Annotated in this window: 23 protein-coding genes; 14 read left to right on the top strand and 9 right to left on the bottom strand. The window is 62.1% G+C overall.

What is annotated here, in order from left to right:
- The first annotated feature begins 26 nt into the window (after positions 1-26).
- The 4 genes from H4V96_RS04215 to H4V96_RS04200 all read left to right on the top strand — a co-directional run bounded on the left by H4V96_RS04215 (position 27) and on the right by H4V96_RS04200 (position 3,848).
- On the top strand, positions 27-1,298 hold the full coding sequence (locus H4V96_RS04215; RefSeq protein WP_010395420.1) for an MFS transporter: 1,272 nt from the start codon (positions 27-29) through the stop codon (positions 1,296-1,298).
- A 38-nt stretch (positions 1,299-1,336) separates the two neighbouring features.
- Positions 1,337-2,002: a DUF1345 domain-containing protein gene (locus H4V96_RS04210; RefSeq protein ID WP_010395417.1), complete on the top strand. Its 666-nt coding sequence runs from the start codon at positions 1,337-1,339 to the stop codon at positions 2,000-2,002.
- 239 nt (positions 2,003-2,241) lie between these two features.
- A complete protein-coding gene (locus H4V96_RS04205; protein ID WP_010395415.1) occupies positions 2,242-2,619 on the top strand; it encodes an HPF/RaiA family ribosome-associated protein in 378 nt (125 codons plus the stop codon).
- A gap of 263 nt (positions 2,620-2,882) precedes the next feature.
- Complete coding sequence (locus H4V96_RS04200; RefSeq protein ID WP_010395413.1) at positions 2,883-3,848, top strand: GGDEF domain-containing protein; 966 nt, start codon at positions 2,883-2,885, stop codon at positions 3,846-3,848.
- 106 nt (positions 3,849-3,954) lie between these two features.
- Here the strand turns inward: H4V96_RS04200 and H4V96_RS04195 are convergent, their stop codons facing one another.
- Positions 3,955-4,569 carry a DUF5610 domain-containing protein gene (locus H4V96_RS04195; protein ID WP_280720717.1) on the bottom strand — a complete coding sequence of 205 codons (615 nt, stop codon included), beginning with the start codon at positions 4,567-4,569 and terminating at the stop codon, positions 3,955-3,957.
- 146 nt (positions 4,570-4,715) lie between these two features.
- Between H4V96_RS04195 and sbcB the strand changes: the two genes are divergently transcribed.
- The gene (sbcB, locus tag H4V96_RS04190; protein ID WP_196855348.1) at positions 4,716-6,164 is read left to right on the top strand and encodes an exodeoxyribonuclease I; all 1,449 of its coding nucleotides are present in this window, start codon (positions 4,716-4,718) and stop codon (positions 6,162-6,164) included.
- 134 nt (positions 6,165-6,298) lie between these two features.
- On the opposite strand, the gene pyrF is transcribed toward sbcB, so the two are convergent.
- A complete protein-coding gene (gene pyrF / locus H4V96_RS04185) occupies positions 6,299-7,123 on the bottom strand; it encodes an orotidine-5'-phosphate decarboxylase (RefSeq protein WP_196855349.1) in 825 nt (274 codons plus the stop codon).
- A gap of 158 nt (positions 7,124-7,281) precedes the next feature.
- Here pyrF and H4V96_RS04180 point away from each other — a divergent pair, with 158 nt between their 5' ends.
- The 5 genes from H4V96_RS04180 to H4V96_RS04160 all read left to right on the top strand — a co-directional run bounded on the left by H4V96_RS04180 (position 7,282) and on the right by H4V96_RS04160 (position 10,981).
- Positions 7,282-7,896, top strand: coding sequence for a LemA family protein (locus H4V96_RS04180; protein WP_010395405.1), 615 nt, complete (start codon positions 7,282-7,284; stop codon positions 7,894-7,896).
- Position 7,897: 1 nt separating this feature from the next.
- Complete coding sequence (locus tag H4V96_RS04175; RefSeq protein ID WP_196855350.1) at positions 7,898-8,725, top strand: TPM domain-containing protein; 828 nt, start codon at positions 7,898-7,900, stop codon at positions 8,723-8,725.
- The gene (locus H4V96_RS04170; RefSeq protein WP_196855351.1) at positions 8,725-9,246 is read left to right on the top strand and encodes a TPM domain-containing protein; all 522 of its coding nucleotides are present in this window, start codon (positions 8,725-8,727) and stop codon (positions 9,244-9,246) included. The genes H4V96_RS04175 and H4V96_RS04170 overlap by 1 nt, the downstream gene beginning before the upstream one ends.
- Positions 9,246-10,010, top strand: coding sequence for an SDR family oxidoreductase (locus tag H4V96_RS04165; RefSeq protein WP_196855352.1), 765 nt, complete (start codon positions 9,246-9,248; stop codon positions 10,008-10,010). The genes H4V96_RS04170 and H4V96_RS04165 overlap by 1 nt, the downstream gene beginning before the upstream one ends.
- A 545-nt stretch (positions 10,011-10,555) precedes the next feature.
- On the top strand, positions 10,556-10,981 hold the full coding sequence (locus tag H4V96_RS04160; protein WP_280720716.1) for a VanZ family protein: 426 nt from the start codon (positions 10,556-10,558) through the stop codon (positions 10,979-10,981).
- Between the two features lie 20 nt (positions 10,982-11,001).
- Here H4V96_RS04160 and H4V96_RS04155 read toward each other — a convergent pair whose 3' ends face one another.
- Positions 11,002-11,280 carry a hypothetical protein gene (locus H4V96_RS04155; RefSeq protein ID WP_010395392.1) on the bottom strand — a complete coding sequence of 93 codons (279 nt, stop codon included), beginning with the start codon at positions 11,278-11,280 and terminating at the stop codon, positions 11,002-11,004.
- 472 nt (positions 11,281-11,752) lie between these two features.
- On the opposite strand from H4V96_RS04155, the gene H4V96_RS04150 reads away from it, so the two are divergent.
- A complete protein-coding gene (locus H4V96_RS04150; protein ID WP_196855353.1) occupies positions 11,753-12,751 on the top strand; it encodes an LLM class flavin-dependent oxidoreductase in 999 nt (332 codons plus the stop codon).
- Positions 12,752-12,833: 82 nt separating this feature from the next.
- On the opposite strand, the gene H4V96_RS04145 is transcribed toward H4V96_RS04150, so the two are convergent.
- The 6 genes from H4V96_RS04145 to H4V96_RS04120 form a co-directional block, all read right to left on the bottom strand.
- The gene (locus H4V96_RS04145) at positions 12,834-14,474 is read right to left on the bottom strand and encodes a M28 family peptidase (RefSeq protein WP_196855354.1); all 1,641 of its coding nucleotides are present in this window, start codon (positions 14,472-14,474) and stop codon (positions 12,834-12,836) included.
- Positions 14,475-14,610: 136 nt separating this feature from the next.
- The gene (locus H4V96_RS04140) at positions 14,611-15,447 is read right to left on the bottom strand and encodes an HDOD domain-containing protein (protein WP_010395386.1); all 837 of its coding nucleotides are present in this window, start codon (positions 15,445-15,447) and stop codon (positions 14,611-14,613) included.
- A 121-nt stretch (positions 15,448-15,568) separates the two neighbouring features.
- Positions 15,569-16,660 carry a BMP family ABC transporter substrate-binding protein gene (locus H4V96_RS04135; protein ID WP_010395384.1) on the bottom strand — a complete coding sequence of 364 codons (1,092 nt, stop codon included), beginning with the start codon at positions 16,658-16,660 and terminating at the stop codon, positions 15,569-15,571.
- Positions 16,661-16,745: 85 nt separating this feature from the next.
- The gene (locus H4V96_RS04130) at positions 16,746-17,675 is read right to left on the bottom strand and encodes an ABC transporter permease (protein ID WP_010395381.1); all 930 of its coding nucleotides are present in this window, start codon (positions 17,673-17,675) and stop codon (positions 16,746-16,748) included.
- Positions 17,668-18,744: an ABC transporter permease gene (locus tag H4V96_RS04125; protein WP_196855355.1), complete on the bottom strand. Its 1,077-nt coding sequence runs from the start codon at positions 18,742-18,744 to the stop codon at positions 17,668-17,670. Before H4V96_RS04125 ends, H4V96_RS04130 begins: the two co-directional genes overlap by 8 nt.
- Before the next feature lie 50 nt (positions 18,745-18,794).
- Complete coding sequence (locus tag H4V96_RS04120; RefSeq protein WP_070346541.1) at positions 18,795-20,309, bottom strand: ABC transporter ATP-binding protein; 1,515 nt, start codon at positions 20,307-20,309, stop codon at positions 18,795-18,797.
- A gap of 453 nt (positions 20,310-20,762) precedes the next feature.
- Here H4V96_RS04120 and H4V96_RS04115 point away from each other — a divergent pair, with 453 nt between their 5' ends.
- The 3 genes from H4V96_RS04115 (at position 20,763) to tssG (ending at position 24,565) form a co-directional block, all read left to right on the top strand.
- A complete protein-coding gene (locus H4V96_RS04115; protein WP_010395374.1) occupies positions 20,763-21,575 on the top strand; it encodes a hypothetical protein in 813 nt (270 codons plus the stop codon).
- Between the two features lie 78 nt (positions 21,576-21,653).
- On the top strand, positions 21,654-23,543 hold the full coding sequence (gene tssF / locus H4V96_RS04110; RefSeq protein ID WP_196855356.1) for a type VI secretion system baseplate subunit TssF: 1,890 nt from the start codon (positions 21,654-21,656) through the stop codon (positions 23,541-23,543).
- Positions 23,507-24,565, top strand: a complete 1,059-nt coding sequence (tssG, locus tag H4V96_RS04105; protein ID WP_196855357.1) for a type VI secretion system baseplate subunit TssG — start codon at positions 23,507-23,509, stop codon at positions 24,563-24,565. Before tssF ends, tssG begins: the two co-directional genes overlap by 37 nt.
- The last annotated feature ends 68 nt before the right edge of the window (positions 24,566-24,633 follow it).

Here is a 24,633-nt window from a genome sequence, read left to right as displayed (position 1 = left end):
CGTCCCCGCTGCGCCCTGGAAATTTCATGTCTCTCGCCCCTGCCGGCAACGGCTTCAGCATCCTGCGCCAGCGCAATTTCGCCTTTTACCTGTCCGCCCGCGTGCTGGGCACGCTGGCCGTGCAGATGCAAAGCGTGGCCATCGGCTGGCAGGTGTACCAGATCACGGGCAGCCTGTTCGACCTGGGCTTGATCGGCCTGGCGCAGTTTGCCCCCTTCCTCGTGCTGATCTTGCCGGCCGGCCACGTCGCCGACCGCTGCAACCGCCGCAACATCATCGCCTGGTGCCTGGCGGCGCAACTGGCCTGCGCGCTGGCCCTGCTGGCGTTCACCCTGAGCGCAATGTCCATCGTCTGGCCCGTGTTTGCCGTGCTGCTGCTGTTCGGCAGCGCGCGCGCCTTCATGATGCCGGCCACGCAAGCCGTGCTGGTCAACATGGTGCCCACGCAGCACTTCGGCCGCGCCGTCGCCCTCAGCTCGTCGAGTTCGCACGTGGCCATCATCCTGGGGCCGACCCTGGGCGGCTTGTTATATTACTTCGGCCCCAAGGTGGTGTACCTGATCTCATCGGCGCTGCTGGTGCTATCGGTGCTGCTGATGCGTGCCACCACGCCTGCGCCGCAGGTGGTCAAGCGCGAACCCGTCAGTTGGCATACCCTGCTTGAAGGCTTGCGCTTCGTCTGGTCGAAACCCATCATGCTGGGGGCCATTTCGCTCGACCTGTTCGCCGTGCTATTCGGCGGCGCCACGGCCCTGTTGCCGGCACTCGCGCATGACGTGCTGCATGTCGGCCCCGGCGGCCTGGGCCTGCTGCGCACGGCACCGGGCGCCGGCGCCGCCCTGTGCTCGATCGCACTGGCCATCTTCCCCATCACGCGCCGGGTGGGCATCTGGATGTTCGGCGGCGTCGCCGTCTTCGGCCTGGGCACCCTGGTGCTGGGCAGCACCAGCCATTTCCCGCTGGCGCTGGCGGCGCTGTTCCTGATGGGTGCCGGCGACATGGTCAGCGTCTACATCCGCCACCTGCTGGTGCAGTTCGAGACGCCCGACGAGATCCGCGGCCGGGTCAGCGCCGTGAATGCCGTCTTCATCGGCGCCTCGAACGAACTGGGCGAATTTGAATCGGGCCTGACGGCAGGCTGGTTCGGCCTGGTGCGCGCCGTGCTCTTCGGTGGCGCCGCCACCCTGGCTGTGACGGGCATATGGGCCGTGCTGTTTCCCGTGCTATCGCGCATGGATCGCTTTCCCCACGACGAAAAAGAAGCCGCTGCCAGGACGCGCACCGCAAGCGCAAACTAAGGGCTAAGATGGGCCATTCCCACTGATCAAGTCGTCGCATGAAAATCACGTTTCCCTTGTACCGATTCATCCGCAGCCGCCCCCACCTGAGCCTGGCCACAGCCATCGGTGTAGCGGCCTTCCTGCTGCTGCCCTCGTCCTGGCAGCAGATGACGCGCGTGTTGACAGCGTGGAATGTCGCCGTCTGGTTCTACCTGGCGACGATGGCCTGGATGATGATGCGCGCCAACCATCACAAGGTGAAGGTGATGGCGGCGCGCCAGGATGAGCGGGCTACCACGGTCCTGTCGGCCCTGAGCGTCGCATCCGTGATGAGCCTGCTGGCCATCGTCTCGCAGCTGTCCTCGATGAAAGACATGGCGCCGGATGAGCGCGCGCTGCATTACGGCCTGACGATCCTCACCCTGGTCGGTTCCTGGTTTCTCGTCGGCACGCTGTTCTGCGTTCACTATGCGCACCTGTTTTACCTGGCCGACCCCGCATTGCGCCCGCTGAAATTTCCCGGCGACGAAGCAAACCCCGACTACTGGGATTTTTTGTATTTCGCCTTCACCATCGCCGTCGCCGTACAAACGTCGGACGTTTGCGTGCAGACGCGGCCGATGCGGCAGATCGTACTGGGGCAATCCGTACTGAGCTTTTTCTTCAATCTGGTCGTACTGGGACTGTCCATCAATATTGCCGCCGGCTTGATCAATGGATAAGCAAGCGGGAAAAAATTCCATCAGGAAACTTGACCTGACTGCAGGGTTAAGCGCATCTTAATCATGCAGCGCCCTTGAAATTGTCAAAACTGGAGTAAGATAAGCTACGTAAGTGAGGTTATGCACAGCAATCAAGTGCATGAGGTAGTAACCGGGCGCTGATGCGCGCGCAGCCGATTTGACCGCTGCAGGGCATGGCGCCCGAGATGGGTTTTTTTTGAATTGACAGGAGTAAGCATATGCAAATCAATATTCATACCGACAGCACCATCGCCAACACTGCTGGACTGAACGAACATGTACAATCCGTACTGGAAAACGCACTGAACCGCTTCCGCGACAACCTGACCCGCATCGAAGTCCACATCAGCGACACCAACGGCCCGAAAGGCGGTGCCGACGACATCCGCTGCGTCATGGAAGCACGCATTGCTGGCTATCAAGCAATTGCCGTCACCGAACAAAACGCCACCGTGCATCAAGCCGTTGCCGGTGCCACCGAGAAACTGAAACGCGCCATCGATAGCGCCCTGGGCCGCCTGCAAGACAGCAAGCGCCACGCCAGCGGCAAGAATGCCGTGATCGATACGGCCGAAGCGGAAGAAACCGCCGAGTAACTCACCCCACCGCAGCATTCCTCAGAGACCAGGGCAGCCGTTCAAGGCTGCCTTGTCGCATCCGCCCCGCCTGTTGCGCACGGCAACAACAATGCCAAAAGTATCACCGTTCCAGCTTCTTGACGCGACAGTGAAATAATTGTCGTATTTCACACAGTAAGTGACCTCAAGCAAGCCTTTGCCGTTACAGCCGAGGCCGCTTTACGCTATCATGAAACCACCGGCTCCCTCCTCCCGCGCGCCGGCTTTTTGAAAGTGTGATTGTGGAACAGATCGGCAACTTCGGCGCTTCAGGCTGCAACATCGGTGATTTACAGCTATTTTGCGATGCAGCGGACAGCCGGACGGCCGCCATGCTGGCACCCTGCCCCGTGATGCGCCTCGAAGCAGGCGAAGCCATTGTCGACAGCCAAGGCACCAAGCTGTACATTGTCCTGCGCGGCTCGCTGGCCGTAGCGGCCGACACCCACACGGGCATGGATGACGGCACCGTCAGCAAGGTCTTGCCCGGCGAAAGCGTGGGCGAACAATCGGTGCTTGATGAAGCGAGCAACCTGGCTGCCATTTCCGCTCTGGAAGAAACCGATTTGCTGGTGATCGATGCGGCCGTCGTATGGGAATTGATCGAGCAATCGAACGGCCTGGCGCGTAACCTGCTGCGCTTGCTCTCCTTCCGCATCCGCGCCGCCAATGCCCTGCTGCGCCGGCGCCAGAAACTGGGCGAATTCTACCGCCAGCTATCGATGGTCGACAGCCTGACGGGCTTGTACAACCGTGCCTGGCTCACCGATTTACTGCCGAACATGGTCATTACCGCCCAGGCCAGCAGCTCGCCGCTGTCGCTGGTAATGATAGACCTCGACCATTTCAAGCGCTTTAACGACACCCACGGCCACCAGGCGGGCGACCAGGCGCTGCGCATCGCCGCGCAAGTGCTGGGCGCTGCCCTGCGCCCCACGGATTTTGCCGTGCGCTATGGTGGCGAGGAAATGATGGTGATCTTGCCCGACACCAGCGAAAACGTGGCCCTGCGGGTCGCCGAGCGCCTGTGCGAACGCATGCAGCAAGCCCTTATCTTCACCGACATGCGCAGCGCCCTGCCGCACATCACCGGTTCCTTCGGCGTAGCCAGCCTGGCTGCCGGACAGGATGACGAAGCGCTGATCGCGACAGCCGATGCGGCGCTGTACCGCGCCAAAGCATCGGGCCGCAACCGCGTAAGCACCTGATAAAACGCCCATGGCGTCGTTGCATTGCCTGGTCGTACATTCGCACTGCTTTCGGCAATGCGCCTGGCCCTGGACATTTTCCCAGGCGCCTCAGGTGTCATCAAGATCAGGCGGCCTTGCTGTCGGCCGGCTTGGCGCCGTCATCCTTGTTGCTACTGCGCGCGGCGATGAAATCGGCGTAGCCTTTTTGCACTAATTCATACGTCTTGTCGATATTGCTGGCGAGATCGCCGTTCAGCACGTTCAAGCCACTGAGGATATCGCGCGCTTCCTTGAAGCCTTTTTCCATGCCGCCACTGATGGTATCCATGAACTTGCTCAGGGCCGTAGCGTCGTCCAGACCAGGATTTTGCTTCTTGTAGGCGTCAAAAAAACCCGTCGACAGCGATACAATGCGGCTGGCCGTCGCTTCGGCGCTATTATCTTGCGACGCCGCGTTCCCGATCGCATCCTCGCCGTACTGGCCCTTCAGCGCTTCATTGATATTCGTGATGGCGGTCTTGTACAGCAGCGCCAGCGGCGCGTTTTCCGAAGCGATGGAGACATTCATCGACGCCTGCATGATGGAGGCGTTCAACTGCAGCTTGCTGCGCTCATTGACGCTCATTTCCGTCTTGACGCCATCCTTTTGCTGAACTTTATCGTCCTTGCCGGCAACGCCCGTACTGACGGAAGTCACGGAAGGAGTGGAATTGCTGCTTGCGGCGATGGGAATTGACACGATAGACCTCCTTGAACGGGCAATGTATGCCACCATGCGGGAAACGCAATGCTGCTCATGCTCTCGTGTAGTATCGGCAGGTTTTCAGAAAACTGTAGCAGCGACTCTTTGAGCGGCCCAGATAACCAATTAAGCAACGACCATCAATGACTACCCAGACTTTCCTTTGGCACGACTACGAAACCTTTGGCGCGCAGCCGCGCCGCGACCGCCCGGCCCAGTTCGCGGCCATCCGCACGGACGCCGAACTCAAGGAGATCGGCGAGCCTATCATGCTGTATTGCCAGCCTGCCAATGATTTCCTGCCAGACCCGCAAGCGTGCCTGATCACGGGCATCACGCCGCAGCAATGCTTGCAGCTGGGCGTGCCAGAGCACCAGTTCGCGGCCACCATCGAAGCGGCTTTTTCGGAACCGGGCACCATCGGCGTAGGCTACAACACCATCCGTTTCGACGATGAAGTCACGCGTTTCCTATTCTGGCGCAACCTGATCGACCCGTATGCGCGCGAATGGAAAAACCATTGCGGCCGCTGGGACATTCTCGACGTGGTGCGCATGACGCACGCGCTGCGCCCGGAAGGCATTGAGTGGCCGAAACGCGACGATGGCCAGACCAGTTTTAAACTCGAACACTTGAGCAAGGCCAATGGCCTGGTCCACGCAGCGGCGCACGATGCGCTGTCCGACGTACGCGCCACCATCGCCCTGGCCCGCCTGATCCGCGAAAAGCAACCGAAGCTGTTCGAGTTCTGCCTGGCGCTACACAAGAAGGACAGGGTCGCCAGCGAAATGGGCATGCACCTGGCCGCCAGCGAACGCCAACCCTTCCTGCACGTGTCGGGCATGTTCCCCGCCGAACGGGGTTGCCTGGGCGTCGTCTGGCCGCTCGCCACGCACCCGAGCAACAAGAATGAAATTCTGGTCTGGGATTGTGCCTACGACCCACGCGAGCTGTTCAGCCTGGACGCCGACACTATCCGCGCGCGCATGTTCACGCGCAAGGAAGCCATGCCGGAAGGCATGACGCGCCTCCCCGTGAAAAGCGTGCACCTGAACAAGTCGCCCATGCTGGTCGGCAATTTAAAGACCCTGTCGCCAGCCATGGCTGCGCACTGGGGTATCGACCTGGAAGCGGCGCGCGCCAACGCCCAGCTGGCCGCCACGGCGCCGAACATGGAGGCGATCTGGGCCGACGTATTCCAGCGCCCGGGCGTGAATGTTGCGCTAGACGTGGATGAAGATTTATACAATGGTTTCGTCAGCAACGACGACCGCCGCCTGCTCGAATCACTACGCCGCGACACGCCGGCCAAGCTGGCGGCCGCACGCCCATCGTTTGCCGACGAACGCCTGCAGGAATTGCTGTTTCGCTATCGTGCCCGCAATTTTCCGCAAACCCTGAGCGTAGCGGAAAGCCTGCGCTGGGAACAGCACCGCGCCGCCCGATTGTTCGACGGCGACGCCGGCGCGCGCAGCATCGACATGCTGTTTACCGAAATCGACGTGCTGTCGGAATCGGTCGATGAGCGGGGAGAAGAAATTCTCGGTGAACTGTACGATTACGCAGAGATCGTCGCGCCACAGAGGGATTAAAACCCGGGGTCAGACCCGGCGGGTCTGCCCCCAGCCGTAGGTCGGATTAGCGGGGCAAAGCCCCGCGTAATCCGACAACATTGTTGGCCCGAGCGTGGTGGTGTCGGATTACGCGGCTACGCCGCTAATCCGACCTACGCTGCGCGGTGTTGATTGATCGCATCGCGCGTTTCGATCGCCACGCGGCGCGCCGCGTCGGCGAAATCCTCGCCCGCTTGCGCCGTGGCGTAAATGATGGCGCGCGAGGAACTGATCATCATGCCCATGCCGTTCGCCGTCTGGCCAGCGCCGACGGTGGCGGCAATATCGCCGCCCTGGGCGCCGATGCCAGGCACCAGCAGCGGCATGTCGCCGACGATGGCGCGTACTTGCGCCAGTTCTTCAGGGAAAGTGGCGCCGACGACGAGCGCGCACTGGCCATTCTTGTTCCATTTCTCGGCCACCAGGCGCGCTACGCGCTGGTACAGGGGTACGCCATCGGTGTCGAGAAATTGCAGGTCCGAGCCGCCCGGGTTCGAGGTGCGGCACAGGATGATCACGCCGCGGTCTTGCCACGCCAGGTAAGGGTCAAGCGAATCCTCGCCCATGTAGGGGTTCACGGTGACGGCGTCGGCGCCGTAGCGCTCGAACGCTTCGCGCGCATATTGCGTGGCCGTGGCGCCGATGTCGCCGCGTTTCGCGTCGAGGATCAGCGGGATATGCGGATAATTCTCGCGCACGTAACGGCAGATGTCTTCCAACTGCTTTTCCGCACCCAGCGCGCCAAAATAGGCGATCTGCGGCTTGAAGGCGCAGGCCAGATCGGCCGTGGCGTCGATGATGCGCGTACAAAAGGTGGTGATTCCATCGGGCAAGTCGCGCAGTTCCGCCGGCAGTTTTGCCAGATCGGGATCGAGTCCCACGCACAGCAGGGAATTATTGGCCGTCCATGCGGCGGATAATTTATTGATGAAATTCACGGCACACCTTCTCTATAGTCAGTTGCAAACCCCGTATTGTAACGCGGCGCGGTCCTGTCAAGTCAGGCGGTGCCAGCGGCCTGCGCCTATTTAAACCGACATTGCGGGCCGTTTCAGGTATATTTGCCGCATCCCTTCTACTCTGCACGGAACCCATCATGCACATCACCAATCAATTCACCAAATGGCTGCGCCTGGCGCTGAGCGTCACCGTCCTGGCCGGCATCCTGACAGGCTGCGGCTACAACGACTTCCAGAGCAAGGACGAAGCCACCAAGGCCGCCTGGGGCGAAGTCGTCAACCAGTACCAACGCCGTGCCGACCTGATCCCCAACCTGGTCAACACCGTCAAGGGCTATGCCACGCACGAACGCGAAACCCTGGAAGCGGTGACCAAGGCGCGCGCCGCCGCCACCAGTTTCCAGATCACTCCCGAAGTGCTGAACGATCCGGCCGCGTTCGAGAAATTCCAGCAAGTGCAGGGACAGCTGTCATCGGCCCTGTCGCGCCTGATGGTGGTGTCCGAGAAATACCCGGACTTGAAAGCCGACACCAGTTTTCGCGACTTGCAGTCGCAATTGGAAGGCACGGAAAACCGCATCACCGTGGCGCGCCAGCGTTACATCGTCGCCGTGCAGGATTACAACGTGCATGCGCGCAGTTTCCCCAACAACTTGACGGCCATGGTCTTCGGCTACAAGGTCAAGCCATCGTTCACGGTGGAAAATGAAAAAGCCATCTCGACCGCACCGACCGTCAACTTCGGCAAATAAGATGAAAGCCTGGTCTTATCTGGCGGCACTGGCGACGGCACTGCTGCTGTGCACCAGCCTGCCGGCCAGCGCGCAGGGCTTGCAGCCCGTGCCGCCGCTGGCCGCGCGCGTGACAGACAACGCCGGCATGCTCGATGCCAAGCAGAAAGCGGCACTGGAAGGCGTACTGGCCGACTACGAAGCCAAGACGGGCAGCCAGATCGCCGTGCTGCTGGTCAAGAGCACCGAACCGGAAGCGATCGAGCAATACAGCATCCGCGTGAGCGATGCCTGGAAGCTGGGCCGCAAGGGCGTCGATGACGGCGTGCTGCTGATGGTGGCGAAAGATAATCCATCGTCCCTGCGCCGCCTGCGCATCGAAGCGGGCCGTGGCGTGCAGGGCGTGCTGACGGATGCGCAATCGAAACGCGTACTACAAGACGTGATCGCGCCCCACTTCAAGCAGAACGATTTTTATGGTGGCCTGGTCGCTGGCGTGGGGGCGATTGCCACCTTGCTCAACCAAGAGCAATTCCCCGCTGCAGCACAGCAGAAAGCCCCGGCCAGCGTGGAAGCGGGCGCTCTGACCTTCTGGCTGCCGCTGCTATTCTTCGGCTTTCTCATCGTGCTGAGCGTATTGCGCTCGCGCGGCGGCCCCAAGCGGCTGCAACGCGGCGGCAACTGGTCTGGCGGCGCCACGGGCGTTGTGCTGGGCAGCATTTTGAGCCAGGCGCTGAACAACCGCGGTGGTGGCGGCGGCTTTGGCGGCGGTGGCGGTAGCGGCGGCGGCGGAGGTTTCGGCGGCGGCGGCGGCGGTTTTGACGGCGGCGGCGCCTCGGGAGATTGGTAATGATGCAACAACTGACATTTGGACAACGCTGCGGACGTGCCCTGAAACATTTACGGGGTACGCCCGCGACGGCGCGCCAGGCGTTTCCCGAACGCACCCTGAAAGCCATCGAGACGGTCATTGCCGACGGTGAAGCGATGCACCAGGCGGAAGTGCGCCTGATCGTCGAAGCGGCCCTGACACCGGGCATGGCTTACCAGGGCGTGAGCAACCGCGAGCGGGCGCGCGCACTGTTCGCCGAGTATGGCGTGTGGGATACGGAAGACAACGTTGGCGTGCTGATCTATATCAACCTGGCCGAACACCAGGTCGATATCGTTGCCGACCGCAACGTGGGCCGGCGCATCACGCCGGAACAGTGGCAAGGCGTGTGCCGCAGCATGACCCGGGGCTCCAAGGACGGCAATTACCACGACAGCACGCTGGCCGCACTGGCGCAGCTAAATACCTTGCTGCAAAGCCACTTCCCCGCGCATGGCACGCGCGGCAACCAATTGCCGAACGAAGCCATCGTCCTCTGATGAAACTGATCAATAAAACCGCCATCGTCACCGGTGCCACGCAAGGCATCGGCCTGGCCTGCGCCACGCGCCTGATCGCCGAAGGGGCGCAGGTGATGCTGGTCGATATCAAGGAAGAGGGCGCGCAGGCGGCCGCCACCCTCGGCCCGCAAGCGCGCTTCTTTTGCGCCGACGTCAGCCAGAAGGCGGACGTGGACGCCATGCTGAAAGAAACCCTGGTCCAGTTCGGCCAGATTGATATCCTCGTCAACAATGCCGGCGTCACGCACGCGGCCGATTTTCTCGACGTGTGCGAAGACGATTTCGACAGGGTCATGCGCATCAACCTGAAATCCATGTTCCTGTGCGGCCAGGCTGTGGCGCGAGAGATGGTCAAGCGCAACAGCGGCTGCATCATCAATATGTCCAGCGTGAATGCGGAGCTGGCGATCCCGAACCAAGTACCCTACGTGGTGTCGAAAGGCGCCATCAACCAGCTGACCAAGGTCATGGCCCTGAATCTGGCGCCACACGGCGTGCGCGTGAACGGCATCGGGCCGGGCACCATCCTGACGGAATTGGCCAAGCAGGCGGTCTTGTCGAGCCCGCAGGCACGCCACACGATCCTTTCGCGCACGCCATTGGGCCGCTGCGGCGAACCGGAAGAAGTGGCCGGTATCGCCGCCTTCCTGGCCAGCGACGACGCCACCTACATGACGGGCCAGACCATCTATGTCGATGGCGGACGCCTGGCGCTCAACTACACGGTAGCGGTAAAGGAGTGAGACTGAAACAGGACAGTTATATTAAAAAAGAATAATGCATATCTAAAAAGATCATTAGACACATATCGTGCGACGCAGCATAATGCACCTGTCTCCACTATTCTCCTCCAAGAAAATAGTTTTAAGCCCGCTTTCATCAGCGGGCTTTTTTTTGCTGCCACTCTTGAAACATGGCTATTCTTGCCATGACGCACAATCTTTCCAGTAATGCCGTCCACCGAAAAATATGTTGCGCCGTGTCATCGGCTCGTCATGTTCGCCACCTATACTTGCTTCATCTGCTGTACAGGCAACCGATATGCCTGACCACAGACAGGTGTGCCGCAATGGCACACCATCCCCTTTAAAGACTGTGGCGCGGGCCCGCAAGGCAGGCGACATGGTAGTACCGAGCAACTCTCAACTCTTGACCCATTTCATTTGGGTTTTCGGCCCGCGCTACCGCGGGCCTTTTTTTTGCCTGACAGGCAAGCTTTTGCGCAAAAAACCGGCTGCCTCCATGCGCATGATATTGTGGCTGCCTTTCATTTTTTTCCTGACGCATCATGCCTACCCCATTGCTCGAACTGTGTTTTGCCGACCGCCACGCACGCCTGCGCTACCGTACGGCACTGCTGTTGTATCTGCTGGTGATCCTGGTCGGCGACATACCGGGCGTGCGCGCGGATGTGGGCCACTATGCCTCGGGCGGGGTACTGCATTGCTTCGGCTATGGCGTGCTGGCCCTGATCCTGTTCAGCGGCACGCGCGGCGGCATGGCGCGCCGGGCGCTGCTGTCGGTGCTGATGGTGGCGGCCATGGGCGCGCTGGACGAATTCATCCAGAGTTTCCTGCCTTACCGTCGTGGCGCCGTGAGCGACTGGGTGGTCGATATCACGGCCGCAGCGGCGGTCTGCCTGTTGCTGTTTTTCCTCTGGCCAAGAATGGTCGTCGCCGCCCTCGGCAAGCGCGCGCAGCTGCCCGAAGCCTGAACTGGCGCAGGCACTGGCGCTCAGGCGCGGTCCGCTTCGCCGTCCTGCAATGCCAGGCGCAACTGCCGCTGACTGCATGCGCCCAGGCGCCGCATCAGGGCGCGCGTCTCGCGCCGGCTGCCGGCGCCCACGGCGCGTGCCGCATCGCGCTGCATGTCGAGCAACTGTTCCGCACGCGCCTGCCGCACCAGGCCATGCAAGGCCTGCGCCAGTACATGGCGAGCACGGGTGTCGCGCGCTGTGCCGACGACGGCCAGCACCAACTCATCGATCAGTTTTGCGGTAGGACCAGATGACATTTTTTCTCCCAATTGAGCAATGAGGAAACGTGCGGGGGCACGCCCTAGTGATTACCATCATCGTTTATACCAAGCACAACAATTAGACGCTTGATCTGGCTCAATCGCGCATGACGGCTACCGAACAGCTGGTGCAAGGCATCGGCACGCTCGCGTTCCAGCCAGCCCCGCATCTGCGCCAGCTTGTACTCCAGTTTGTGCTCCAGTTCCCATGCCTGCGGCCAGTGCAGGCCCCCTGCTCGTCGCGGTTACGGCGCGACGCATAAAGTCGGGGCGGCCCACTTCAGCACCGCCGGCAGTGATTTCGAATCAATATGAGTTTTTTACCGATCAGTACGCAAATTCCCGATTCGCATTATCATGTGCGCAGCCTGTCTTCCCCGCCATGCTTTCTTGCTGGCCGACTGTGCCAGCGTCAGGGGATAGACAAATCGTCCATTGTGATTTTTCACCACGTCCCGATATCGCCACCATGATCCCATTTTCCATACTCGACCTCGCGCCCATCGCCGAAGGCAGCAACGCCAGCGAGTCATTCAAGAACACGCTGGACCTGGCGCAGCATGGCGAACGCTGGGGCTACAAACGCTACTGGCTGGCCGAACACCACGGCATGCCCGGCATCGCCAGCGCCGCCACGGCCGTCGTCATCGCCCATGTGGCGGCTGGCACGAAAACCATCCGCGTGGGTGCGGGCGGCATCATGCTGCCGAACCACTCGCCGCTGCTCATCGCGGAACAGTTCGGCACCCTGGAAGCGCTGCATCCGGGCCGCATCGACCTGGGCCTGGGCCGCGCGCCCGGCTCCGACCAGACGACAGCGCGCGCACTGCGCCGCGACTTGCAGTCCGACGCGGAAGAGTTTCCGCAAGACGTGCTGGAATTGATCGACTACATGTCCGACGCGCCGCGCCAGCGCGTACTGGCCGTGCCCGGCAAGGGTGCGAAAGTACCGGTGTGGATACTCGGTTCGAGCCTGTTCGGCGCCCAGCTGGCCGCCCACCTGGGCTTGCCATATGCGTTCGCCTCGCACTTCGCGCCGCAAATGATGCTGCAAGCCGTGGCGTATTACCGCGAACATTTCAAGCCATCGACGCAATTGGCAAAACCGTATGTCATGCTGGGATTTAATGTGTTTGCCGCCGACACGGATGCACAAGCGCATCTGCGCGCCACCTCGATGCAGCAAGCCTTCGTCAACCTGCGCACGGGCCGCCCATCGCGCTTGCAGCCACCCGTGCCCGGCTATCTGGAACAGCTGGGCCCACAGGAGCGGGCCATGCTCGATGCCGTCCTGTCATGCACGGCCATCGGCGCGCCAGACACGGTGAAGGCGAAGATGGCCGCCTTTATTGCCGCAACGGGTGCCGACGAGCTGATGATCACCTCGCAGATCTTCGAACACCAGCACCGACTGCGCTCGTATGAAATCACGGCGCAAGTGCATGCGGCGCTGGCGCAGCAGGCATAAAAACGCTGTCTGCACTGGCTGGAACGGGCTAGCTGAGACGCAAAAAACCGCTCAGATTGCGCGGTTTTTATGCCGAGACAATTTACTTGGCCGGCTGGCGCACCTTGCCAAACGCATCGCCTGCCTTCCAGAGCGGCATCCTCGCTGCATTCGCCACAGCTTGCCCCAGGTTCAAGGTAAATTGCGCCTGCTGCGTCATGCCGGACAAATCCCAGCTGGCATCGTATTCATCGCTCACTTGATGGTAACGGGGACCGTAGGCAGCCGCCTTGGCTTGCGACGCTGCCACGTCCTTGACGTACTCGCGGCCGCCATTGATGGAAAACGCCGGCACGCCCGCCTTGGCAAAGCTGAAATGGTCGCTGCGGAAATAAGCTCCGGCCAGGTCGGGACGTGCTTGCGCAATGTGCATGCCCATGCTTTTCGCCACGGCGGCGGCCATCTCTTGCAATTGCGTGCGCTCGCTGCCTTGCGCGCCGATGTCATGCGTGGCGCCCACGAAATTCAAGCTATCGAGGTTCAGCGCGGCCGCCGTCTTGTTCAAGGGCCACAGCGGGTCGGCCGCATACGCGGCACTGCCCAATAAACCCTGCTCTTCGGCCGCCACCCACAGAAAGATCTGCGTGCGCTTGGCAGGTTTCTTGACGGCTGCCTGCGCCATGGCCAGCAAGCCGGCCGTGCCGGAAGCGTTATCGACGGCGCCGTTGTAGATGATGTCGCCCGCTTTTTCGTCATCCTGGCCTTGCTTGCCCAGGTGATCCCAGTGGCCGCTGTAGATGACGGCTTCCTCTTTCAATAGCGGATCGGTGCCCGGCACCATGCCGGCAATATTGAACTGCTCGACCTTGCGCACGGCCGATTTCATTTCACCGCTCAGCTTGGCGTCCAGCGCAACGGCCTTGAAGTCCTTGCTTTCGGCTTGCGCGCGCAAGGCATCGAGGTCCTGCCCGCCGGCCGCAAACAAGCGGCGCGCCGCGTCTTGCGCAATCCAGCCTTGCAGCGGCGTGCCGGCCGCGCGGTGCGCCAATTGGAAGCGCTCGCTACCGCTCCAGCTATTTTGCACCACACTCCAGTCATACGAGGCGGACGGTTTGGTGTGGATCAGCAATACGCCGGCCGCGCCCTGGCGCTGGGCTTCCTCGAATTTGTAGGTCCAGCGGCCGTAATAGGTCAGCGCCTTGCCCGCGAAGCGCTGCGGTTCGGTGACCGTGGGCTGCGGGTCATTGACCATCATGACGACGATCTTGCCTTTGACATCGACGCCCTTGAAATCGTTCCAGCCTTCTTCCGGCGCCGTGATGCCGTAGCCGACGAACACCAGCGGCGCGTCAAACGCGTGGGCGGCAACGGAGTCGCCCGTGGCCCAGACCCAGTCTGGACCGAACGCCAGCGGCACGATCTTGCCAGCGGCGACGGCTTGCAGGCTGCTATCTTGTGGCAAGGATTTCACGCCGGCAATTTGCACACTTTGGCGATAGCTATTGCCGCGCACCGGGCGCAAACCGGCCATCTGTGCCTGCGTTTCCAAATACGCCACCGTCAAGTCGGCGCCACGCTGGCCCGTGCCGCGCCCTTCCAGCAAATCGTTGGACAGGAAGGCCAGGTGGGCGCGCAGGGGCGCTTCCTGTACCAAGGGCAAAGCGGGAGCGGCATGCGCAGAAAATGTCAGCGCCAGGCTGGAAGCGAGGACAGTGGCGGCCAGGGAAAAATACAGCTGCTGCATAAGATCCTTTGGGTAAGAGGAGACAATCGGGCCGACGGATAGCCGGGCCGGCGATTGTATGCCATGCAGCAGGCACATCAAAATGCAGACCAAAAAAATCCCCGCAACAAGGGCGGGGATAACAGTGGGAAGAGCCTCAGACCAGCAAGGCCGCCGCCAGTGATTCGATCTCTTCCGCCGATTCGTCGAGAATGGTGTGCAAGGTACTGCCGCCGATGCCGAAGTCGATCTTCGCCGCCTCCAGGCGCCGCGCGGCGCTTTCCGGCGCATGCAGGGGCGAGCCCACGGGCGACAAATCGTTGGCCAGCACCAGCGTCGCGCCCAAGGTGCGAGGCGGGAACGGGCTGCCGCCATGCCACATGCCTTCGACTGCCTGCAAGACCATGTCGGGCACTTGCAGCTGGCGCAGCACGCCACGGCCGATCAGTTTTTCGCCGTATTCGATCCAGTCTTGCGTATTATCGTCGAGCAAGCCCGGATATTCCTCGGCGCGCGACAGCAGATAAAAGCCGCCTACTTCGTGCACGATGGCGGCGAACATGGCCGTTTCCACATCCACGTGCGTGACTTTCCGGGCGATCACCTGGCTCAGCGCGGCCACGTGCGCCGTGTGCTCCCACAGCTTGGCCGACTTGGCGCGCAATTGCGGGTCCGTGATCTGGCTGCCCAGCTGGCGCACGATGACGGACGCCACCATCGACTTTAATGTGGCAAAACCCAGGCGCGAGACGGCTGCGCGCACATTCGCGATTTCATTGCCGGAACGGTTGTAGGCGGCCGAGTTGGCCAGCGCCACGACCCGCGCCGACAGTAGCGGCTCGGCCATGATCATGCGGGCAGCTGCTTCGATATGGCACTCGGGGTCGTCCAGCGCTTCCTGCAGCTTCAAGGTAGCCTTGACGTTGGCGGGGAACGTCAGCTCGCCCTTGCTCGCTTGCAGCGCGATAATCTTGAATACTTCCAATCTGTCCATGGGTCAACCTCCGGTGCGGGCTTGTTCAAGCACTGCTATGTGGGTGATCCGGGAATGCGCATGCACTCCCGGACCAGCCCCCGTTTCCGGCAATATTACAGCAAGTTTATATGCAAAGATATTACTTTCCGGAAACTTTACCTGCGACGCCTTCGACAAAATAATCCATCTTCGTCAGCGCTGCATCGTCCAACACGCCTTTGTCCAGGCGCACTTTGCCGTCGTTGTCCTTGATCGGCGCACTGAAAGGATTGAGCTTGCCAGCAACCATCTCTTTTTCGCGTGCCAAAACAAACTGTTTCACATCGGCAGGCACGGCGGCGTTGATACCTTCCAGCTTGACCATGCCATCCTTGATACCGCCCCAGGTGCTGCTGGACTTCCACGTACCGTCCAGCACGGCTTTTGCCTGCTGCGTGTAGTACTCGCCCCAATGATGGGTGACGGCGGCCAGCTGCGCCTTTGGCCCGTACTTTTTCATGTCCGAGTGGTAGGCGATCGCATACTTGCCCTTCTCTTCCGCAGCCTGCACCACGGCAGTCGAGTCCGTGTGGTGGGTGACCACGTCGGCGCCCTGGCCGATCAGGGTGATGGCCGCATCGCGTTCCTTGCCCGGGTCGAACCAGCTATTGACCCACACCACTTTCACTTCCGCCTTGGGATCGACGCTGCGCATGCCACGCGTGAAGGCGTTAACGCCCTGCAACACCTCCGGGATCGGGAAGGCCGCCACATAACCGGCCACATGGGTCTTGCTCATCTTGCCGGCCAACACGCCGGCCAGGTAGCGGCCTTCGTAGAAACGGGCGTTGGTGTTGGCCACGTTCGGCGCCGTCTTGTAGCCAGTCAGGTGGATAAACTTCACATTAGGAAATTGCTTCGCCACTTTCAAGGTGGGATTCATGTAACCGAACGAAGTCGTGATGACCAGCTTGCTGCCAGTTTGCGCCAAATCGCGGATTACGCGCTCCGCATCGGCGCTTTCCGGCACGTTTTCCACATACTTGGTCGTGATCTTGTTGCCCAACGCCTTTTCCATTTCCTTGCGCGCCTGGTCGTGCTGGGTGGTCCAGCCAGCATCGCCGATGGGGCTGATATACACGAAGCCGACGTTCAGCGGCGCCGTCGCGGACGCGGGTGCGGCGGCCATGACGGACATGGCGGGCAGCAGCGCAGCACTGCAGACGGCGGCGCAGAATAGTTTCTTGGACATGGTTTTCCTTGTGATGGCCCCCCATCGAAAATAAAGAAGACAGCGCGCCGCGGGGGAATGACGGCGCGCCTTGGCACGGTACGGGCTAGCTACCCGGATTGAAATGCTTGCCCAGCGAAGCTGGCATGTTCAGTTTGATGTAATTGGCATTGCTGGAGATCAAGACCAGTACGACGATGGCCGCCAGGTACGGCAGCATCGACAGCAGTTGCGAGGCGATGGGCACGCCCAGCGCCTGCACATGGAACGTCAATATCGTGATGCCGCCAAACAAATAGGCGCCGCCCACCACGCGCGCCGGGCGCCAGGTGGCAAACGTGGTCAGCGCCAGCGCGATCCAGCCGCGTCCCGCTACCATGCCCTCGACCCACAACGGCGTGTAGACGAGCGACAAAAAGGCACCGGCCAGGCCGCAGCAGGCGCCGCCGAACAGCACGGCGGCCAGGCGGATGCGCCGCACAGGGTAACCGAGCGCATGCGCGGATGCTGGCGACTCGCCCACGGCGCGCAACACCAGGCCTGATCGCGTGCGGTACAAAAACCAGGCGATGGCCACGCACAGCAGCAGCGACAGATACACCATCGGATGCTGGCGAAACAGGGCCGGCCCCAGCACGGGAATGTCTTCCAGGAACGGGATGCCGAAGCGGCCATTGTGCAAGCTGTTGCCCACATACTTCAAGCCGATATACGTCGACGCGCCCGCGCCAAACAGGGACAAGGCCAGGCCCGTTGCATACTGGTTCGTGCCCAGCCACACGGTCAGCCAGGCGAAGAAACCGGACAGCAGCACGCTGGCGCCCGCCCCCGCCAGAAAGCCCAGGGCCGGGCTGCCCGTGTTGACGGCCACGGCAAAGCCGGTGATGGCCGACACCAGCATCATGCCTTCCGCGCCCAGGTTCACCACGCCCGCCTTTTCATTGACCAGCAGCCCCAGCGCGGCGAGCATCAGCGGCGTCCCCGCATTGATGCTGGCGGCAATCAAGGGCGCTATCGTCAGGGCCAGGTTATCCATTTTTTCTCCAGCGCAATTTGTATTGAATCAGCACGTCGCAAGCGAGCAAGGCGAACAGCAAGATGCCCTGAAACACGCCGGTAATCGCACTCGGCAGCCCCAGGCGCGATTGCGCCAGTTCGCCGCCGATATAGAACAGGGCCATGACGAAGCTGGAAAAAATCACGCCCACAGGATGCAAGCGCCCCACGAAAGCGACAATGATGGCGGCAAAGCCGTAGCCGGGCGAGACCGTGGGCGTAAGCTGCCCCATCGGCCCCAGCACTTCGCAGGCACCCGCCAGACCGGACAGGGCGCCGCAGATCAGCAAGGAAGACCACAAGGTCTTGCGCGAGGAAAAGCCCGCATAACGGGCGGCGGCCGGCGCCATGCCGCCCACGCGCAGGCGGAATCCGGCAATGCTGCGTGACAAATACAGCCAGCCGCCCAGCGAGGCCAGCAAGGCGAAGACGATGCCCACGTGCAAGCGCGTATCGCTGATCAACATCGGCAACAGCAAGCCGTCGGACAGCAGTTTCGATTGCGGAAAATTAAACCCTTCCGGATCGCGCAGCACACCGTAGACGAGATAGCTGAGCAGCAATTGGGCGATGTAGACCAGCATCAGCGAGACCAGGATTTCACTGGCGTTGTAGCGGTCGCGCAGCCAGGCCACCAAGCCCGCCCACAACATGCCGCCCGCCATGCCGGCCAGCAGCGATATACCGATGATGGCAGCACCACCCATGCCATCGTCGAGGTAGAGCGCGGCCGCGCCGCCGCAAATGGCACCCAGGGTCAGCTGGCCTTCCGCGCCGATGTTATAAATGTTGGCGCGAAAGCAGATGGCCAGGCCCACGGCGATCAAGAGCAGCGGCGCCACCTTGAGGCCCAGCTCGGACCAGCCGTGCGCGTCGCGCAAGGGTTCCACGAAGAAGACGGCCAGTCCCGCCAGCGGATCGTGTCCCAGCGCACTAAATAACAGCGCGCCGCACAGCACGGTGAGCAGCACGGCCAGTACGGGCGACAGCCACGACATCAGGCGCGACGGGCTAGGCCGGGCTTCCAGGCGCAAGGCGAACTTAGTCATGGGCCGCCCCCTTCGGGTATACGGGACGCTTTTCCAGCTGCAAGGCAAACTTAAGCATGGGTCGCCTCCTGCGGCCACAGCCCGCTCATCCACTGTCCGACGAGAGTCACGCTGGCCTCGCCCACGTCCAGCGACGGTGAAATTTTTCCTTTCGCCATCACCAGCAAGCGGTCGCTAATGTCAAACAATTCATCGAGTTCCTCCGATACCACCAGCAAGGCGCAGCCAGCGTCGCGCAGCGCCAGCAATTCAGCGCGGATTTGCGCGGCCGCGCCCACGTCCACGCCCCAGGTCGGCTGCGCCACCACCAGCACGGTGGGTTCGCGCATGACTTCGCGCCCGACTATATATTTCTGCAAGTTGCCACCCGACAGGCTGCGCGCCAGCGCTTGCGGCCCGCCCGCCTTCACCTGGAAGCGCGCGATGATGGCGGCCGCCCGCTGCGCGATCACGTGGTGACGCACGAAGCCGTGGCGGATGGTGGCCGGTGTCTGCAAGCTCAGCAAAACGTTGTCGGCCAGCCCCATGTCGGGCACGGCGCCACGCCCCAGCCTTTCCTCCGGCACGAAGCCGAAGCCCAGGGCGCGACGCCGGCCCGGCGGCAAGCGGCCCGCCTGGGTGCCGTTCAGCACGATGCTGGCGGGGGCCGCGCGCATGTCCTCGCCCGACAGGGCGGCCAGCAATTCCTGCTGGCCATTGCCGGACACGCCAGCGATGCCGACGATCTCGCCCGCGCGCACGTCGAAGTTAATATCGCGCAACTCAGTGGCGAATGGATGACTCTTCGGCAAGTCCAACTGCCGCACGCTCAGCATGGCCGCGCCCGGCGTGCGCGCCACGCGCGTGACGGCGGGCGGCTCGGCCCCTATCATCAGGCGCGACAGGCTGGCCGCAGACTCTTGCGATGGGTCGCATACGCCCGCATTCTTGCCCGCGCGCACCACCGTGCACGTATGGCACAGGGCGCGGATCTCGTCGAGCTTGTGGCTGATGTAAAGGATGCTGCAGCCTTCGGCCGCCAGTTGGCGCAAGGTGCCAAACAGTTTTTCCACGGCGCCCGGCGTCAGCACCGAGGTCGGTTCATCGAGAATCAACAGTTGCGGCTTGGCCAGCAAGGCGCGCACGATTTCCACGCGCTGGCATTCACCCACCGACAAGGTGTGGACGTGGCGCTGCGGCTCCAGGTCCAGGCCGTACTGCCGCGCCGTCGCCTCGATGCGCTGCGCCAGTTCCGCCATATTGGTGCCGGCAGGCAAACCGAGGGCGATGTTTTCCGTCACCGTCAAGGTGTCAAACAGGGAAAAGTGCTGGAACACCATGGCGATACCCAGCGCGCGCGCGGCCGACGGGTTGGCGATCTCGACCTCGCGGCCATTCCACAGGATGCGGCCACCATCGGGCTGCACGGCGCCATAGATGATTTTCATCAAGGTCGATTTACCGGCGCCGTTTTCGCCGAGCACGGCGTGAATCTGTCCGGGTGCCACGCTCAGGTGGATGCCGTCATTGGCCACCACGGACGGATAGCGCTTGCTGATGTCGTGTAATTCCAGGCGTGTCGTCATTGTTTTTTCGTGCCTCACTGCATGGTCGCCGGCATCGATGCCGGTGGGGGAAATCAAACTGCGGTCTCTCAATTGCTATCTCTATCGTATCGGCATCCGCAACGCTTGGGGACGGGCCGGGCGGCGCGTACTTTCTATTTCCGCAAAAAAACAACACCTGTATACAATTTTGAAAAAAATTATCAGCTTTAGCACTACCGCCTTGCCCGGTAAGAGCGAGAAAATGCGATGATTATATGCAAGAAATGATAGTAAGTATGCAGAAAATGCATATTGTCCGGTGCGGCGATGCTCGCATCATGGATTCACAGGCGCCAATATGCCCATCGCATCGCTTCCTGCGCACTACGCGCCCTGCCATCATTAGTTACCATTTTTCAACACCGCCATCAGGAGCCGAAAGTGCCAAAAACCATACCGTGTCTGTTGCTCTGCCTCACTACCACCCTCGGCATGGGCGCGACCGCCCAGGCTGCCGATTGGAGCGATACCGCGCTGAGCTGGCGCGCCGGCAATGACTACCGCGAGCCGTTCAATCCGAACGACATCAAGAAAAACATCTTTGCCATCACGCATGCCAGCGGCTACAAATACGGCAGCAACTTCGTCAATCTCGATTTCCTCATGTCCGACAGCAAGGATCCGGGTGCGCTGGGCAAGACTTCCGGCGCGCAAGAGGCCTACCTGGTGTACCGCAACACCATCGACATCGGCAAGGTGCGCGGTAGCGACATCAAGTTCGGCCCCGTGCGCGGTGTCGGCGTCACCCTGGGTTTTGATGTCAACACGAAAAATGACGTTGGCTACAACTCGCGCAAGCGCATGCTGGTGGCCGGCCCTACCCTGATGTGGGACGTGCCCGGCTTCTTCAACACCAGCCTGCTGTTGCTGCGTGAAAGCAACGCCCCTAGTGGCGCCTTCCCGCCTATCTCGCAAGTAAGCGGCCGCTACACGTTTAAAACGCACGCCATGCTGGCAGGTGCCTGGGCCATCCCCCTGTCGCCGCTGTTCTCGTTCGAAGGTTTCTTTAACCTCATCGATGCAAAAGGCAAGGATGAAGTGGGACGCGACACGGCGGTGGAAACGAATATTGACATGCAAGTAATGTACGACGTGGGTGCGGCCCTCGGTAGCGCCAAGAACACCTTCCGCGTGGGCCTGGAATACCAGTACTGGAAGAACAAGTTCGGCAACGCGGCCACCACCACGGGCAATGTGGGCCAGACGGCGAAGACGCCGATGATACGCGCGGAGTACCATTTCTAAGAATCATTGTCACGCGTCAACATCCACGCGCGCGCCTGATGCCAGCATGAAGCTTTCCTGCTGGCCGAGAGCGCGACCGTGGAACAACTATTGCCGTATTACGAGCGTGAACTGGGCCTGTTTCGCCAGTACACGCGCGAGTTTTCCAGCCGCTACCCGAAAGCGGCCGGGCGCCTGCTGATCGCCGGCGACAGCTGCGAAGATCCGCATGTCGAGCGCCTGATCCAATCCGTCGCCCTGCTCACGGCCAGAGTCGCCAAGCGCCTCGACGACGCCTATCCGCAATTTACCCACGCCCTGCTCGACACCCTGTACCCGCACTACCTGCGACCATTTCCCTCATGCTCCATCGTGCGCATCGCTGCCGATGAAGCAGCGGGCGGCGGCCAGTTGGCCCAGCTTGTGCATATCCCGCGCGGCACGCTGCTGCGCTCGCAGCCGGTACAAGGCGTGGCTTGCAAGTTCACCAGTGCATATGACGTGACTCTGGCGCCGCTGGTCATTTCTCGCCTGCATTTTTCGCCGCTTATCGACGCGCCGCCCGGCCTGCGCCTGTCCGCTGGCACCAGCGCCCTGCTCAGCATTCAATTCAGCAGTAGCAGCGACAACTACCACTTGGACCAGGCCGGCTTTTCCAGCCTGCGCCTGTTTGCCGATGGCGAACCGTCCGTGCGCGCGGCCCTGCTCGACGCCCTGTTCCTGCGCGGCGCGGGCGCCTACGTCGCGCTGGACGATCACAGCCCGTGGCTGGCCGTCGATGGCACGCCGCTGACGCCGGCCGGCTATGCGCAAGACGATGCGCTGATCCCCATTTCCGCCCGTTCGCATCCGGCACTGCGTCTGCTGACCGAGTATTTCGCCTTCCCGGAAAAGTTTCATTTCATCGATATCGCCTGGTCACTGCTGGCGCCCTTGCTGCCAAAACAGTGCCGCCAGTTCACCTTGCACCTGACGCTGCAGGGCGTGCGCAGCGACAGCCACGAGGCGCGGCTGTTGGCCGGCGTCAGCGGCAACAACCTCTTGTTTGGCTGCACGCCCGTCGTCAACCTGTTTGCCAAGTCCGGCGTGCCGATCCGCCTCACGCATACCGAGCCCGACTACGCCCTGCTGGCCGATGCCACGCATGCGTTTGCCTACGACATCCACAGCATCGAGGCCGTCACCGTGCTGCGCAAGGATGAGGCGGGCGAGCGCCTGAGCACCTTCTTGCCGCTATATGCTTCGCTGCGAGGCGCCCAGGCCGAGCAGGGCCGGGAATATGGCAAAGACCGTGGCAAAGACCGTGGCCAAGATCATGGCCAATATTGGCTGGCGCGCCGCGACGAAACCGTGGCAGCCATCAGTCCCGGTCATGAAATGCGCCTCTGCCTGATTGACCCGCAATTTTCACCGACTAGCGCCGCCTGCGCCACCGTCTCGACACAGCTGCTGTGCAGCAACCGCGACTTGCCCACGCAATTGCATTACGGCTTGCCCGGCGGCGACCTGCTGGCCGAAGACGTGCCCGACGGCATCCCCGCGCGCTTCCTGCGCAAGCCCACGCCCAGCATGCGCTTCCTGGCCGACACGCACTGGCGCCTGATTGCGCACCTGTCGCTCAATTACGCCAGCCTGACGCAAGCGGGCCTGGGTGAGTTCCAGAAAATGCTCAGCCTGTACGACCTGCCCCGTTCGCCCACCACGCAGCGCCTGATCCAGGGCATCGTCACGCTGGAACACGGCAGCACGCGCGCCTGGATGCCGACCGTGCCGTTTCCCACCCTGATGCCCGGCATCGCCATCCGCCTGGGCATCGACGAGCAAGCCTTCGTCGGCAGCAGCATCTATGTTTTTGCCCAAGTGCTGCAGCGCTATTTCGCCCTGAACAGCCAGCTCAACTGCTTTAGCCAACTGACGCTGCTGTCGCAGCGCAGCGGCGAGGAACTCATCCGATGCCCGGAACGCAGCGCCGACGCCACCCCAGCGTGATCGAGCAATTGCTCGATGCGCCGCAGCGCTTCGAGTGCTTCCAGGCGCTGCGCCTGCTGCTGGCGTGGCTGGCCGAACACGGCATCGATGAACACACGGCGCTGGCAAAAATCATACGCTTCGACAATAGCGTCTCGCTGCGCTTTCCCGCCAGCCAGATCGAGGCGCTGGCGACAGGTGGCATAGCCGATGCCGATGCCTTGCTGCAAGCGCTGCTGTCCGGCCAGAACCAGCACATCCACCTCACGCCCGCCTTCATGGGCCTGCTGGGCTGCCAGGGTAGCTTGCCCAGCCACTATTCGGAACGCATCGCCGCGCACCAGCATAGCGAACGCGACACCAGCGCACGCGCTTTTCTCGACCTGTTTTCCAGCCGTGCCGTCACCCTGTTTTACCAGGCCTGGCAAAAATACCGCATCGAGTACGCCGGCCACGGCGGCGCCTTCCTGTCGCGCCTGCTGGCCCTGGCCGCGTGCCAGCCGAGTCGGGGTCAGGGCCAGCGCCAGGACGAGGCGGCGATCGGCCTGTACTCGGGCTTGCTCCAGCAGCGCACCATCTCATCCATCGTGATGGCGCGCATCCTCGGCGAGCACTTCGGCGTGCCCTGCCACATCGACGAAGCGACGGGGGGCATGGACGTGCTGGGGCCGCGCGAACAAACGGCGCTGGGCATGGCCAATGCCGTGCTGGGCCAGCGCGCCACCATCGGCGAGCGCTGCCGCCGCCCCGACCTGGCCGTGCGCCTGCGCCTCGGTCCGCTCACGAAGCAGCAGCACGCGAGCTTCCTGCCGCGCGCGCCCGGTAGCGTAGCGCTGCGGCGCATGCTGATGCTGTTCGGCCAGCCGCTCATGCGCTACGACATCGTGCTGGTACTGCACGCCAGCGAGGTGCGGGGACTGGCATTGACGACCGCGCCACACGCTGGACTCGGCTGCAACAGTTTCCTCGGCATTGGCACGACACCGCGCCACTGCGACGACATGCATTACGAAATGCAACTGATGCCTTCAATCAACGATTGAAGCTTGCGGCTGCGCAAAACGCTAGTGTTCGCTATTGCTACAGTCGCTCAACGATTCCTACCGTGAAG

This window comes from Janthinobacterium sp. CG_23.4 (assembly GCF_029892305.1).
GTDB classification, from domain to species: domain Bacteria; phylum Pseudomonadota; class Gammaproteobacteria; order Burkholderiales; family Burkholderiaceae_D; genus Janthinobacterium; species Janthinobacterium lividum_D.
The sequence above is the reverse complement of the archived record's forward strand: the minus strand, read 5'-3'. Positions and strand labels throughout refer to the sequence as shown.

Coding starts and splice junctions, on each gene's coding strand:
- H4V96_RS04215 (WP_010395420.1), top strand. CDS start 27: ATGTCTCTCGCCCCTGCCGGCAACGGCTTCAGCATCCTGCGCCAGCGC.
- H4V96_RS04210 (WP_010395417.1), top strand. CDS start 1,337: ATGAAAATCACGTTTCCCTTGTACCGATTCATCCGCAGCCGCCCCCAC.
- H4V96_RS04205 (WP_010395415.1), top strand. CDS start 2,242: ATGCAAATCAATATTCATACCGACAGCACCATCGCCAACACTGCTGGA.
- sbcB (WP_196855348.1), top strand. CDS start 4,716: ATGACTACCCAGACTTTCCTTTGGCACGACTACGAAACCTTTGGCGCG.
- H4V96_RS04180 (WP_010395405.1), top strand. CDS start 7,282: ATGCACATCACCAATCAATTCACCAAATGGCTGCGCCTGGCGCTGAGC.
- H4V96_RS04175 (WP_196855350.1), top strand. CDS start 7,898: ATGAAAGCCTGGTCTTATCTGGCGGCACTGGCGACGGCACTGCTGCTG.
- H4V96_RS04170 (WP_196855351.1), top strand. CDS start 8,725: ATGATGCAACAACTGACATTTGGACAACGCTGCGGACGTGCCCTGAAA.
- H4V96_RS04165 (WP_196855352.1), top strand. CDS start 9,246: ATGAAACTGATCAATAAAACCGCCATCGTCACCGGTGCCACGCAAGGC.
- H4V96_RS04160 (WP_280720716.1), top strand. CDS start 10,556: ATGCCTACCCCATTGCTCGAACTGTGTTTTGCCGACCGCCACGCACGC.
- H4V96_RS04155 (WP_010395392.1), bottom strand. CDS start 11,280: ATGTCATCTGGTCCTACCGCAAAACTGATCGATGAGTTGGTGCTGGCC.
- H4V96_RS04150 (WP_196855353.1), top strand. CDS start 11,753: ATGATCCCATTTTCCATACTCGACCTCGCGCCCATCGCCGAAGGCAGC.
- H4V96_RS04145 (WP_196855354.1), bottom strand. CDS start 14,474: ATGCAGCAGCTGTATTTTTCCCTGGCCGCCACTGTCCTCGCTTCCAGC.
- H4V96_RS04140 (WP_010395386.1), bottom strand. CDS start 15,447: ATGGACAGATTGGAAGTATTCAAGATTATCGCGCTGCAAGCGAGCAAG.
- H4V96_RS04135 (WP_010395384.1), bottom strand. CDS start 16,660: ATGTCCAAGAAACTATTCTGCGCCGCCGTCTGCAGTGCTGCGCTGCTG.
- H4V96_RS04130 (WP_010395381.1), bottom strand. CDS start 17,675: ATGGATAACCTGGCCCTGACGATAGCGCCCTTGATTGCCGCCAGCATC.
- H4V96_RS04125 (WP_196855355.1), bottom strand. CDS start 18,744: ATGACTAAGTTCGCCTTGCGCCTGGAAGCCCGGCCTAGCCCGTCGCGC.
- H4V96_RS04120 (WP_070346541.1), bottom strand. CDS start 20,309: ATGACGACACGCCTGGAATTACACGACATCAGCAAGCGCTATCCGTCC.
- H4V96_RS04115 (WP_010395374.1), top strand. CDS start 20,763: ATGGGCGCGACCGCCCAGGCTGCCGATTGGAGCGATACCGCGCTGAGC.
- tssG (WP_196855357.1), top strand. CDS start 23,507: ATGCCCGGAACGCAGCGCCGACGCCACCCCAGCGTGATCGAGCAATTG.